At 41.4% G+C, this 12,712-nt stretch carries 11 protein-coding genes and 1 pseudogene; 2 read left to right on the top strand and 10 right to left on the bottom strand.

Annotated features, from left to right (window positions below; genetic code table 11):
• Nucleotides 1-257: 257 nt before the first annotated feature.
• The 5 genes and pseudogenes from R3O62_RS20770 to mnmE form a co-directional block, all read right to left on the bottom strand.
• The gene (locus R3O62_RS20770) at nt 258-1,148 is read right to left on the bottom strand and encodes a mobilization protein (protein ID WP_250713818.1); all 891 of its coding nucleotides are present in this window, start codon (nt 1,146-1,148) and stop codon (nt 258-260) included.
• A gap of 179 nt (nt 1,149-1,327) precedes the next feature.
• Entirely contained in the window at nt 1,328-1,687 is a 360-nt protein-coding gene (locus tag R3O62_RS20765) for a lipofamily protein (RefSeq protein WP_250713817.1), read from the bottom strand.
• A gap of 9 nt (nt 1,688-1,696) precedes the next feature.
• Nucleotides 1,697-2,803 (bottom strand): annotated as a pseudogene (locus R3O62_RS20760) (site-specific integrase).
• A gap of 84 nt (nt 2,804-2,887) precedes the next feature.
• Nucleotides 2,888-3,793 carry a helix-turn-helix domain-containing protein gene (locus tag R3O62_RS20755; RefSeq protein ID WP_250713816.1) on the bottom strand — a complete coding sequence of 302 codons (906 nt, stop codon included), beginning with the start codon at nt 3,791-3,793 and terminating at the stop codon, nt 2,888-2,890.
• Between the two features lie 250 nt (nt 3,794-4,043).
• Complete coding sequence (gene mnmE, locus R3O62_RS20750; RefSeq protein WP_044300725.1) at nt 4,044-5,441, bottom strand: tRNA uridine-5-carboxymethylaminomethyl(34) synthesis GTPase MnmE; 1,398 nt, start codon at nt 5,439-5,441, stop codon at nt 4,044-4,046.
• Nucleotides 5,442-5,562: 121 nt separating this feature from the next.
• Here mnmE and R3O62_RS20745 point away from each other — a divergent pair, with 121 nt between their 5' ends.
• Both R3O62_RS20745 and R3O62_RS20740 read left to right on the top strand, forming a co-directional pair.
• Entirely contained in the window at nt 5,563-7,482 is a 1,920-nt protein-coding gene (locus R3O62_RS20745) for an ATP-binding protein (RefSeq protein ID WP_269109849.1), read from the top strand.
• A gap of 78 nt (nt 7,483-7,560) precedes the next feature.
• A complete protein-coding gene (locus R3O62_RS20740; protein ID WP_317472473.1) occupies nt 7,561-8,211 on the top strand; it encodes an NAD(P)-dependent oxidoreductase in 651 nt (216 codons plus the stop codon).
• Here R3O62_RS20740 and R3O62_RS20735 read toward each other — a convergent pair.
• From R3O62_RS20735 to R3O62_RS20715, 5 genes are all read right to left on the bottom strand, one after another.
• A complete protein-coding gene (locus tag R3O62_RS20735; RefSeq protein ID WP_165016681.1) occupies nt 8,195-8,722 on the bottom strand; it encodes a 3'-5' exonuclease in 528 nt (175 codons plus the stop codon). The two genes, R3O62_RS20740 and R3O62_RS20735, sit on opposite strands and share 17 nt — an antisense overlap.
• Nucleotides 8,722-9,600: a nucleoside phosphorylase gene (locus tag R3O62_RS20730; protein WP_005807914.1), complete on the bottom strand. Its 879-nt coding sequence runs from the start codon at nt 9,598-9,600 to the stop codon at nt 8,722-8,724. Before R3O62_RS20730 ends, R3O62_RS20735 begins: the two co-directional genes overlap by 1 nt.
• A 129-nt stretch (nt 9,601-9,729) precedes the next feature.
• Nucleotides 9,730-10,731 carry a flotillin-like protein FloA gene (floA, locus tag R3O62_RS20725; RefSeq protein WP_005807912.1) on the bottom strand — a complete coding sequence of 334 codons (1,002 nt, stop codon included), beginning with the start codon at nt 10,729-10,731 and terminating at the stop codon, nt 9,730-9,732.
• A gap of 25 nt (nt 10,732-10,756) precedes the next feature.
• Nucleotides 10,757-11,227, bottom strand: coding sequence for an NfeD family protein (locus R3O62_RS20720; RefSeq protein WP_005782627.1), 471 nt, complete (start codon nt 11,225-11,227; stop codon nt 10,757-10,759).
• A gap of 7 nt (nt 11,228-11,234) precedes the next feature.
• On the bottom strand, nt 11,235-12,662 hold the full coding sequence (locus R3O62_RS20715) for a tetratricopeptide repeat protein (protein ID WP_005807908.1): 1,428 nt from the start codon (nt 12,660-12,662) through the stop codon (nt 11,235-11,237).
• Nucleotides 12,663-12,712 lie beyond the last annotated feature (50 nt).

Below are 12,712 nucleotides of genomic sequence, written 5' to 3'. Positions count from 1 at the left end.
TACGGTTAAAAGTCAAATAAATACAGTTCACTTGAACCGGAGAGATTTTTGACATCGTTGATATTCTTTTTGTCGAACAAGTCCCGGATATGAATCTTGTCATTAAGCGAGATTCAGCGGATTTAAATCGCCAAAACCGACTTTTAATTTTATCGTACCCAATTTTTAGAAGATACTGATTTAATGATTTATGATTCAATTTCAAAAGAAATAAAAGGCTCCCGTAAAATTAGAAAGATTGGAATTTTAGATTGATTTTAGTTAGCAATTTTCTTGTCTAATTTAATCCTGCATTCAGATTCTGTGTGTGACATTTTACGCTCAATGGTGGATATTTCCGAATCACGGAGGGTATGAGCGAATACCCTCTTTATAAATGTTGCTGTCTGTAAGCGTGGCTTGCCAAATGCTTTACCAATATTCCATCCAAAGTGCATGATGTCAATGGTCTTTAGCTGAGAATCAACCTTTATTGGCTCAATTTTGGACAGAGAATTTGAGAGGTAATATTCTGTCACATATCCACATAAGCGATTTAGTGCCGTTTCATCAAGATAGGAAACCAAAGTTTGTTTTGTGTATGCGATAACCTTATTGAGTTTTTCTTGTGAGGTACGTTCTTTCTCAGTCATAGCGTTTGCACGAAGAATCTCATATTCTGATGGCTGATTGGATTCTTCGATAGATGTATTGTTGTTGGTAGAAGGCGTGGTTTCCTCCTTTGGAAGTTCTGCCACATCTTCGTTGAGTTCGGACCATGATGGAGTAGAAACTTCTTCTGTTATGTCAGATGTAGTTTCGATTTCAATTTCGGGTTCAGGCTCAGAAATGATAGGTTCTGAATTTATAGCACTTTCGGCAAGTTCCGAGTTTACTGCTGGAATTTCTACGACTACAGCCTTATTGCGGTAGCACTCAAATTTCATAAAGTACTTTTCTATTGTAGGTGAAAGGAGTCGTCTGAACACCATTTGCAGATTGAGATAAATAGCTCCTATAACAATAGAGCATACTACGAAAATAAGATTGCTGCTGAACTCATCCCAACCATAGTGAAGTACGGTCTGGCGGGCTAAAATACCAATGATGGCGATTGTTCCGAAAACAATCAGATTCAAAGTTATATGTTCTATCTTTTTCTGCTCCATAGTGATATGTATTAATCGTTTGTGCGCAAATATATAGGTTTCTATGGATAGTTGATGCGTTTTGGTGGGAAGTGGCAGCTTGTTGCGTCGATACCCCGGACAACCTATGCCACTTTTTATAAATTGAAGCCCGAATTTGGTGCGATTTCAAATTCGGGCTTTAAACTATCTACTTTGGATTAACAATAGAACTTATCTCCTAAATGGACAAAGAATGATACGTTATCCTTTCGTGAGGATTGAACTTTGCTTGTTACCCATTTCCTGAATGCAGCGGAATGCTCGGTGTCTATTTGATAGGATAGGGCTATAACCATATCGAGATTATATACATCGGCACTGTTCCCATTATCCAATTTGATGTACTTGCAAACTTCATGGCTCTTTAAAATATTAGCTTTCAGAATTCTCTTGATTGCTACGTGAATAGTTCCAGCCGTTGTATAAAACAAGTCTGCAAGTTCCCAAGAGGTCATCCATATTTCGCCATCAGAAATATGGATTCCTTGTCCGTTGTTGGTTATGATTCCTCGTTTCATGTTTGTATTTTATTGGAGTGATATTTTATTGGCTGTTTCTCGCTTCTTGGCATTTACGAGGTCAGCATATATTTGAGTTGTGGACACGTTCTTATGCGTCAGCATCTTTGATACCGTGTAAATATCTGTGCCTAAGGAAATTTGGATGACCGCATACGAGTGCCTGAATCCGTGAAAGGTTATCGGTTTCGTTATCCCTACCTTTTTGAGCCAGTTTTTCAGCGGATAGTTAATCATACTTCGCTTCAAATCCTTGAAAACCTTGCCTGTTCCGGGTGTACCGCATAGTTCGTAGGCTTCGTAACTGATGGGGAGGGTCGCTTCCGTCTGGGTTTTCTGTGTTCTGATACGCAAGCAATAACCTTGGTCGGGAGCGATAGTGAAATCTTTCCATTGCAGATTGAGAATGTCACTGATGCGTAAGCCTGTCAGACAAGCGAATAGAGAAGCGGATTTCAGAACCGGAATGTCACAAGGAGTGGCAGCAAGTTGCTTCACTTCATCCAATGTCAGTTACTCCTTCTTTACGTCTTGCGGCTCTATCTTATCAAGGTAGTCGTTGATGTTCTCCCGAAACCATTTGTCCCGATAGGCAATCTTCAACAATCCTCTGAAAGTAGAGTAGTAGCCGGATGCCGAATTGAGGGATATGGGGCGGTTGCTGTGTTTGAGCTGCTTAGCGTTTAACAGGTACTCACGGAACTTCTTGCATAAGTCCACATTCACATCACCAAAGGTACATTGTCCCTTGACGAAATTGTAGAAATGCTGATAGACGAATTGCCATTTCTGGTCTTTGTTTCGGCACATCTTTTTGAAGTAGGCAAGGAAATCTGTTTTCTGTTTGGTCTTATCCAAGAAGCCAAACTCTTCGTTGATGAGCGATTGCACTCTGATACAGCGGATAGCCTCTGCCTTGTTCAACATATCGTTGTTAAACTCCCGTTCCATTTCGTTTTTGGGATGAGCATAGATGTAGATACCGATGTATTCCCTGCGGCTCATCTGCATCGTTTCAGGGTTACGGACTGCCGGATAATAATCCAGATACAAGGAGATGCGATTATTCCGAATCGCTCTCTGACGAACTGTTACTTTTGTACATGTGTGTGACATACTGTTTAATATTTAGAGTTTTACATTTGTTTGGTGCAAAGAAATAAGGTGATTCAATGGTGGGTATATTCACCGAAAAATAACTTATTCAATCTTTGGGGCTGCAAGTAGTTTATCCAATTCTGGTCTTGAAATGAGCGTGTATTTGCCTTTCTTCACCTTCGGGATATTATGGTACTTTGCATAATGATAGAGTTGGTCACGGGTAAGGTTGAACTTCTCCATTGCTTCTGCTACCGTATAGTATTGCGGTTCTTCGGGTTCCGCAATGCCTTTCGCTATATCCACATGCTTCTTGGAATAGTACACCATGATGCCCTCTTTCTTCTTGGGAATGGCATTCTTGGAAACGAAACAGTAGATGGAGGACAAGGTCATACCAAATTTTTCCTGCATTTCCTGTGTGCTGTACCATTCGATAATATCAGGATTCGGGGCTTTCTTGGCAAAGTAAGCGTCTATATGTTTCTTGCTCCAGTAGGTCTTACCCCGATTGAAAGTTCGAGGAATGTTGTTCTTCTTGGCTACCGCAAATATCCATGACTCGTTTACATGGTATTTCTCTTTGACTTCAGCGGTGGTGTAGAAGTCGGTGATAGGGGCTTTTTCTTTTGTCGGTGTATGGAACTCTGTTGGATTATTGAATAACACATCAATATCCTCTTTCTTCAAAAGGTATTTGAAGCCCAAGCGAATGCCCTTTAATTCACCGCGTTTAATGTAGCCGTAAACGGTTGGCCGGGTTACTCCGAGATAGATAGCCGTTTCGGTAATTGTAAGAAAAGGCTTGTCTTTGATTCTTTCAATAGGCTTTTCTTCAATCTTTTTCTCTACGACTTGATTGTTTGCTTTGATTGCTTCATCACGCTTTCTCTTTTTATAGAGTGCGTTGGCGCATTGCTTGGAACAACACGCCGTAGTTGTTTTCTGGGCGATAAACTCTTTACCGCACCAAGCGCAAATTCGCTTAATTTTCAGGTTGCTGCTCATTTTAATTCATCTTTATTTCTCCGTTATTTCTGTAAATTCCCGTAAAATCGTGTAAAATGGCGTAAAGTTTCTCTACTACCTTTCCACTCGATTTTCAGGCTTTAACAAGCGAGCAACAAATGCGGTACAAAAATGAGCTGAAAAAGCCCTATAAACGATAACCATTGCTTATAAGGCTAAAAAGAAAGGCGCTCAAAATGAACGCCTTGATAATCGTTGATGATATATGCTAATCGTTGGTAATCACCACCTACTTGCCGATGCAAAAATGTGCAAATATATTCTGTAGCACCATATCATTGGTCACTTCCCCTGCTATATCGGATAAATGGAAAATACATTCACGTATGTCTTGTGAAAGAAAATCCCCGGAAATATTTGCATCCAATCCTTCTTGTACCCGGTGAATTGCATCCAACGCACGTGTCAGTGCTTCGTAATGACGGACATTCGTTACAATAACATCATTCTGTGTGACTGTTGGTAAATGGGCAGCTGCTACAAGTTTTTGTTGGAGTTCATCCGTGTGCTGACGTTGTTTCGCAGAAATAAAAATAGATTCTATTTCCGAACCGACATGCTCGGAAAGTTGTGAGGTAAGTTCATTTTTCTGAGTTTCATTTATCAGTTCTACCTTATTAAAGACTAAAATCAACTGTTTGTGTTCACAACGAGGAAGAATCTTATCGGAGAGTAGTTTTAGCTGTGAGATTGCGTCTGCTGAATCAATTATCCATAGTACAATCTCTGCCTGATCGAGCTTTTGAAAAGTTCGTTCGATACCCAGACTTTCAATCATATCGTTAGTTTCCCGAATGCCGGCTGTATCGATAAAGCGAAAAGTGATACCACCTATATTTACAGTATCCTCAATGACATCGCGTGTTGTGCCGTGAATGTCACTGACAATTGCCTTATCTTCGTTCAACAGAACATTAAGTAAGGTAGATTTTCCTGCATTGGTTTCTCCGATAATAGCTACCGGAACACCATTCTTTATAGCATTTCCTACACTGAACGAGTCTACCAGGCGTGCAATCACCTTCTCAATTCCGTCAGCTAACTGGCGCAAGGCAGATCGGTCGGCAAATTCCACATCTTCTTCACTGAAATCTAATTCCAGCTCAATCATTGATGTGAAGTTCAATAGTTTCTCGCGCAATATTGCCAATTCCTTGCTAAATCCGCCACGCATTTGACTCAGAGCAAGACGATGGGTGGCGGCAGAAGATGAGGCTATTAGGTCGGCTACAGCTTCGGCCTGACTTAAATCCATCTTACCATTGAGGAAAGCTCGTTGAGTGTATTCTCCCGGCTGTGCGGTACGGCATCCGTTTTTTATCAGCAATTGCATTACTTGCTGTAGAATATAGGATGAGCCGTGACAAGTGATTTCAGTACTGTCTTCCCCCGTATAGGAATGTGGGGCCCGGAAAAGGCTGACGAGGACCTCGTCTATCAGTTCTTCTCCGTTATAAATTCGGCCGAAAGTTAGCGTATAAGGCTTTTGTTCACTCAGCAGCTTTCCGGGTTTAGCCGGAGTAAAAATACGACTGGTGATGGTTATTGCTTCAGGACCGGAAACACGAATGCTTCCGATGGCTCCTCCTTGAGCGGTTGCTATGGCGCAAATTGTGTCTTGATTCATTATCTATTTCATTTTGAGTGGCAAAGATAGAGCTTTCTCTGTAAAAAACAGAGTAAACAGATAGAAGTTATGCTTTATTATTTTATCTTTGCTCGCATACAGCAAGACAAATTTTATGGCTATGGGACACGCAAAAGATTCATTTTCGGGGATGGAGAATATTGAAAAATTAAAAGAGGATTACCAGAAGATCACTTCTGTTTTGGCCGGACATCAGATTGCATTCTGGGAATACGATATTCCTACGGGCGAATGTAATTTTACAGATGAATATCTTAGTATCTTGGGTTTAAAGGAAGCAGGAATTGTTTTCAGAGAAATTAATGACTTTTATCGGTTTGCTCATCCGGATGATGTTACTTCTTATCAAACAGCTTTTAACCGCATGCTTGAGTCGGATACAAAGACTTCTCAAATAGTAGTGCGTTGCTTGGGAGAGCATGGAGAAACAATTTGGCTTGAAGATAATTTCATTGCGTATAAGAAGAATAAGGAGAATGGTTCTGATAAAATTATAGCATATACTGCCAATATTACTTCACGCTGTGAAAAAGAAGTGCAGATCAGACAGCTTGAAGAGCGAAACCGGAAAATTATTGAGGCACTCCCTGAGTTTATATTTATTTTTGATGATAATTTCTTTATCACGGATGTATTGATGGCACCCGGTACGGAACTTTTACATCCGGTAGAAGTCTTGAAAGGAGCAGATGGGAGATCTATTTATTCAGCGGAGGTCAGCGAATTGTTTATCAGTAGTATACGTGAATGTTTGAAAAGTGGAAAACTGAAAGAAATAGAATATCCTTTAGATGTAGAAACCGGCAGGCATTATTTTCAGGCGCGTATTGCTCCGTTTGAGGGGAATAAGGTATTAGCTCTGATTCATGATATAGGTGACCGGATACGGCGCTCGCAAGAATTGCTTGATGCTAAACGGCGGGCAGAAGAGGCAGACCGGATGAAATCGCTGTTTCTTGCTAATATGAGCCATGAAATACGTACTCCTTTGAATGCGATTGTCGGTTTCTCGGAGATAATAGCTCTGACTGAGGATGAAAAGGAGAAAGAGGAGTATTTAGGGATTATCCAGCAGAATAGTAATCTATTGCTGCAACTGATCAATGATATTCTTGATTTGTCACGCATAGAGTCTGGTAAATCGGAAATGCACTGTCAGTTGACAGAAATAAGCGGGCTGGTAGATGAAGTGTATAAGGTACACCGTCTTAAAATGAAGAAAGGGGTCGAACTAAATGTGATTCGTCCATCAGATGAAATCTGGATTTCGACGGACAGAAATCGTGTAACACAGGTATTGTTTAATTTCTTATCGAATGCAATTAAAAATACGATTGAGGGGAGCATCACCTTTGGACTTGTAAAAGAGGAAGAATGGGTGAAATTATATGTGGCAGATACCGGTTGTGGTATTTCTAAAGATAAGCTCCCTTTGATATTTACCCGTTTTGAGAAGTTGAATGATTTTGTACAAGGTACAGGATTGGGTTTACCTATCTGTAAAAGTATTGTGGAACGGTTAGGAGGTCGGATCGAAGTGGAATCCGAGCTTGAGAAGGGGAGTACTTTCACTCTTTATCTGCCCAATAAGCAAGAGCAAAAAGTTACGGTTGCGGAAAGAGGAAATGCAACCGTCACTGTGGGACTGAGCAACCGGCAGAAGAAGATACTGATAGCGGAAGATGTGGAGTCCGGTTATCTGCAGATTAATGCCTTTTTGAAGAAAGAATATACAATTCTTTGGGTACCAAATGGAGAGGAAGCAGTAAAAAGTTTCATGCGTGAGAAGCCCGATCTGATTCTGATGGATATCCGAATGCCAGTGATGAATGGTATTCAGGCGACAGCTAAAATTCGTGCAATTTCGCAAGAGGTACCGATTATTGCGGTTACAGCATATGCATTCTGTCCGGAAGGGGAGCAGGCTATTGAAGCAGGGTGTAACGAAGTGATTGCGAAACCTTATCCTCTGGAAAAGCTGAGAGAAACTATCAAAGCTTATTTGCGGGAGGGAAGATAAGCCTGTTTTTCGATGCAACAATTTATGATATAGTGTGTTATGTAGAAAACAAATAATACTGTATAGATAAATTGGATTATGAAGAAAGTTGTGATAATCGGAGCCAGCGGCTTCGTGGGTTCGGCTATTCTAAATGAAGCTTTGAACCGTGGATTTCATGTGACGGCGGTAGTTCGTCATCCTGAAAAAATTAAGATTGAGAATGAGAATCTGGAAGTGAAGAAAGCCGATGTCTCTTCATTAGATGAAGTTTGTGAAGTTTGTCAAGGTGCCGATGCCGTGATTAGTGCTTTTAATCCGGGTTGGAATAACCCTAATATATATAAGGAAACCATTGAGGTCTATCTAACGATTATTGATGGTGTGAAAAAGGCCGGAGTCAACCGTTTTTTAATGGTGGGAGGGGCCGGTTCATTGTTTATTGCTCCGGGTATTCGTTTCGTTGATTCGGGAGAAGTTCCCGAAAAAATATTGCCTGGCGTGAGGGCTTTAAGTGATTTCTACCTTGATTTTTTGAAAAAGGAAAAAGAGATTGATTGGGTCTTCTTCTCACCGGCAGCAGATATGGCTCCGGGAGTACGTACCGGAAGATACCGTCTGGGTAAGGATGATATGATTGTAGATATTGTGGGTAACAGTCATATTTCCGTAGAAGATTATGCCGCTGCCATGGTTGATGAACTTGAAAAGCCGGAGCATCATCAGGAACGTTTCACCATAGGGTATTAAACGGACGGTATCTCTCAAGATAATTAAGATAAAGTATTGCACATCCCCGGGCGTCGGAAAGGGCTTCGTGGTGCTTAAGTTCAATTCCCTCCCGTTCGCAGCAAGCACTCAGATTGACTGGTTTATATCCCAAAGAACGGTAGATTCGGCAGGTACATTCCCAATGTTCCGGAAGTAATAGTTCGTCATAGTCCAGTCTGTACATCTGCATGGTGCGTTTTAGTACATTACGGTCGAATTGCTCATTATGTGCAACTATTACTTTTCCTTGCAACCGCTTTTTTATTTCAGGATAAATGGCATGAAACCCCGGAAGTGATTCCGTCATTTCCGGGGTTATTCCATGTACGAGGATATTTGCACGCCAGTATTCATTCTCCGGTGGTTGAATCAGGCTGTAATATTCATCCGTAATTTCTCCGTCGGTAACGGTGACAATACCTACGGCACAGGCACTTTCCATGTATCCTGTGGCTGTTTCGAAATCAATGGCGGCAAATGATAGATTCATCAGATTCGGTCAAGAACAGTTTTTATTAATGTATCGATGGTATTTTTATAGCCCGTATTCGCTTCTTTGATCAAACGGTTGGCTATAACCATACAGACTGTCATGGCTTTGTGTCCCATCAGCTTGCCGAGGCCGGCAAGAGCGGAACTCTCCATTTCAAAGTTAGTTATTTTATAACCCTTGTATTCAAACTTTTCGATTTTGTCATTTTGGTTGGGATCAGCCAAAGGAACACGAAGTTCACGTCCTTGCGGTCCGAAAAAGCCTCCCGCTGCAATGGTAACTCCACGTACCATATCATCTTGAGCAATACGGTCAATCAATTCAGCATTGGCATCAATCACATAAGGGGCAGGAGCGCATATATTGCCAGACCAACCCATGTGGTTCAGAAATGCCCGCTCAAAAGGAAGATCGCAAACGGCATTGCGTCCGGCATAAAAATTCAACAGACCATCAAAACCGATTGATTTTTCGGAACAGACAAAAGTCCCAACCGGCGTATTGGGTTGTAGCCCTCCGCAAGTACCGATACGGACTAATTCCAATGACCGAAGGTGCTCTTTCTCTTCCCGTGTCTGAAAGTCGATATTTGCCAGAGCATCCAGTTCATTAATCACAATGTCGATGTTGTCGCAACCGATACCTGTAGATACGACCGTTATTCGCTTGCCTTTGTAAGTTCCGGTTATTGTCTTGAATTCGCGGCTTTCCACTTCGCATTCTTTGTTTTCGAAGTGAGAAGCTACGAGAGCCACCCGTCCGGGATCACCTACCAATATAACTTTGTCTGCCAACCATTCCGGCTTTACATGCAAATGAAATACCGAACCATCTTCATTAATGATTAATTCGGAGGAAGGAAAATACTTTTTCATGTTATTGAAAGGTTTTAGTTTTATAAATAAGTTCACCACAAATTACATAGATTAACCACTCTTTTTAAGAGATTATTCTTCTCCAGTCAGTTGTGGTATGCTGTGTAGTTTGTGGTGAATGATTTCTCTTTAATCACCCAGTGGTTTGCTGGTAGATCCGCCAATCGGCTTAGCTATATTTTCACGCATTGAGGTGTCAGCCTGGATGTTTTTCATCTTATAATAATCCATAATACCAAGATTTCCATTGCGGAAAGCTTCAGCCATGGCTTTGGGGACTTCTGCTTCTGCTTGAATCACATTAGCTCGGGCTTCTTCTGCTTTGGCTTTCATTTCCTGTTCGGTAGCCACAGCCATTGCGCGACGCTCTTCTGCTTTAGCTTGCGCAATATTCTTATCGGCATTTGCCTGGTCTATCTGTAGAGCAGCACCAATATTCTTACCTATATCGATATCGGCGATATCAATAGAGAGGATCTCAAAGGCAGTACCTGCATCGAGTCCTTTGCGTAGTACCAGTTTTGAGATAGAATCAGGATTCTCAAGTACTGACTTATGGTTTTCAGAGGAACCGATTGACGAAACGATACCTTCGCCTACACGTGCCAGGATTGTATCTTCACCGGCACCACCCACCAATTGACGGATATTGGCGCGTACCGTCACACGTGCTTTGGCTATCAACTGGATACCGTCTTTGGCAACAGCTGTTACGGGAGGTGTATCAATAACTTTCGGATTAACTGACATCTGTACGGCTTCGAAGACATCACGACCTGCGAGGTCTATAGCAGTAGCCATCTGGAATGGAAGTTCAATATTGGCTTTTGATGCCGATACCAGCGCATGAACTACCCGTTCCACATGACCGCCTGCCAGATAGTGTGCTTCAAGTTCGTCACGGGTTATGTTACTCAATCCCGCTTTATGTGCTTCGATCATACCGGGTACGATGATGTAGGGCGGAACATTACGGATACGCATCAGGAAAAGTTGTACCAGTGAAATATTAACTCCCGATACTTTGGCTGACAACCACAGGAAGAAAGGTACATAATGAAAGAAGAGAACCAGGAAGATAATACCTCCTGCTATCAAGAAGATAGTCAGATACATGGGTTCGACATTCATAATTGTGCTTGATTTTAAATGAATATTAGGATTTTAGTTTTTCGACAAAGATTATTCCATCAGTGATCCGATTGACTATAATCGGAGTTTTTTCATTCAGTAAACCGTCCATTGATTTTACTTCTATGATATTCCCATTGATTTCAGCATTGCCAATCTGAGCCAGGCGGGTAACTGTGATACCCGTATCGCCCACTTTTACTTTTTCGGCAGCACTTCGGTCTATTTTGGATGTTATATCTTTCTTCAATGCGAGCTTATCCAGAGTTTTCGATCGCATAAACCAGACAAGCGAACCGATGCAGGCAACTCCTGAAATGATAAGTGTTGTGAATCCCGCCCCTGTCCCCAGATTGACAAAAGCGTAATAGTTGGCATAGATGATGCAAACCAAAGCCGAAATACCGGCAAGGCTGATACCCGGAATCACAAACAGTTCAACTAAAAAGAGTATTACTGCTGCAACAATCAATGCAATGATGATCAGTACATCCATAATTGGGTTATTTTAAATTTTGTTTTTCTGCGTTCCGGACTTCGATAGCCTGTTTATCCAGTTCTTTCGACATTTGGAATATCCTTTTCTCAAGATCACGGATAGCCGGAGCCATTTTCGTTTGTTCGTCTTTGTTAGACCGTGCAAATCCCTCACGTTGGTTAGTTAGTTTGTTAGTTTGCTGACGGTAGTCTTTCTCCATCTGTTCGTATTTCAAATACAGTTGTTTGGCTTTAGGAGATTTGAAATCCGTCAAATGATGATAGGTAGAATGGTCGTCAATAACAAACTCAAAATCGAAGTTTTGTTGTATGTCAGGTTTGTGGTTAATAGCTGCTTCAAGGCGTTGGCGGGCATTATCCACTATTTTCTGATCTTTCCAGGTACTCTCCAAAGAATGGAGTTGAGCTAACCCGATTATTTCTTCCGGATTCATTGCTTCGTAATTATAAGTCCGTTTGGATTCATTGGGTACGAAAACGTATATACAAACCTTGTCCTCGGGTTGGTGACGGTCGGAAGCGAACCATCCCAGATTATTGTATTCATCGATGACATACATATAATCGTTGTAAGGAGAGTTGAAAGGCATTCCTACATTTTCCGGAACCAGATAGGTATCAGTATTAGTGTTATATCGGGTCACAAAAATATCGTATCCTCCCATAGAACCATCACCGTCGGAAGCATAATAGATAGTCACTCCATCCGACAATACGTATGGGTAATTGGCGTTTCCCGAGGCATTAATACTTCCCGGAAGTGGTTTCCCTTGACTCCATTCATCCAACATTTTGGTCTTGGACAGGATATTCAGGTTTTCTTCTCCTTGTTCGCTGTAATAAATGCGATTTCCGATTTCTGTTTCATAAACCGTTCCCGGATGATGACCTTTGGTTTTGAAATAATTATTGTAAGTGAAAAGTTTACCTGCCTCTTCACTTATTTTATAAGCTTTCAAGAAGTCGACCTTGTCTACTACAAAGCTATCGATAACACACACGTCTTCTACTCCTTTCAGCATGCGAAGATTTCCTTTTGCCTTTTCCAGCAGTTGTTCCGCTTCTTCTGTGGGTTTCTTCCGTTTTGATAGGTCAGCTATGTATGTTTCATAGCAGTCTACCGCATCCTGAAACCGGTATAGATCATTGTAAGTTTGCGCAAGGTACAGCTGCCCGCTCGGAATTCGCTTTTTTACTGCAGTTTCCAGATACTTCAACGCTTCGGCTGCATCACCGGTTTTAAGACAACATACGCCATACCATAGATTATAATTACCGTTTGCCGGTTGCGATTTAACATATTTCTGGAAAACGGGTTTGGCTTCAGCATATTGTCCTTTACCGTACATGGCCCTTGCTTGTTCCAAGGTTTGTGCCGATACGCTTGTCAGGAGAAAGCATAATAGAAAGAATAGAATATTTTTTTTCTTCATAAATGGTCTCGGGTTATTATTCGGAAGTTCAAAAATACAAATTAATTGGA

Origin of the sequence: Bacteroides hominis (assembly GCF_033042785.2) — a bacterium.
GTDB lineage: Bacteria > Bacteroidota > Bacteroidia > Bacteroidales > Bacteroidaceae > Bacteroides > Bacteroides hominis.
Note: the sequence above shows the minus strand (reverse complement) of the source record. Positions and strands in the feature narration are given on the sequence as shown.

What these genes read in the sequence shown, in the direction of transcription:
- R3O62_RS20720 (WP_005782627.1), bottom strand. Translation starts at nt 11,227, where the DNA reads ATGGATGTACTGATCATCATTGCATTGATTGTTGCAGCAGTAATACTC.
- R3O62_RS20745 (WP_269109849.1), top strand. Translation starts at nt 5,563, where the DNA reads ATGGGACACGCAAAAGATTCATTTTCGGGGATGGAGAATATTGAAAAA.
- R3O62_RS20765 (WP_250713817.1), bottom strand. Translation starts at nt 1,687, where the DNA reads ATGAAACGAGGAATCATAACCAACAACGGACAAGGAATCCATATTTCT.
- floA (WP_005807912.1), bottom strand. Translation starts at nt 10,731, where the DNA reads ATGAATGTCGAACCCATGTATCTGACTATCTTCTTGATAGCAGGAGGT.
- mnmE (WP_044300725.1), bottom strand. Translation starts at nt 5,441, where the DNA reads ATGAATCAAGACACAATTTGCGCCATAGCAACCGCTCAAGGAGGAGCC.
- R3O62_RS20735 (WP_165016681.1), bottom strand. Translation starts at nt 8,722, where the DNA reads ATGAATCTATCATTTGCCGCCATTGATTTCGAAACAGCCACAGGATAC.
- R3O62_RS20730 (WP_005807914.1), bottom strand. Translation starts at nt 9,600, where the DNA reads ATGAAAAAGTATTTTCCTTCCTCCGAATTAATCATTAATGAAGATGGT.
- R3O62_RS20740 (WP_317472473.1), top strand. Translation starts at nt 7,561, where the DNA reads ATGAAGAAAGTTGTGATAATCGGAGCCAGCGGCTTCGTGGGTTCGGCT.
- R3O62_RS20715 (WP_005807908.1), bottom strand. Translation starts at nt 12,662, where the DNA reads ATGAAGAAAAAAAATATTCTATTCTTTCTATTATGCTTTCTCCTGACA.
- R3O62_RS20770 (WP_250713818.1), bottom strand. Translation starts at nt 1,148, where the DNA reads ATGGAGCAGAAAAAGATAGAACATATAACTTTGAATCTGATTGTTTTC.
- R3O62_RS20755 (WP_250713816.1), bottom strand. Translation starts at nt 3,793, where the DNA reads ATGAGCAGCAACCTGAAAATTAAGCGAATTTGCGCTTGGTGCGGTAAA.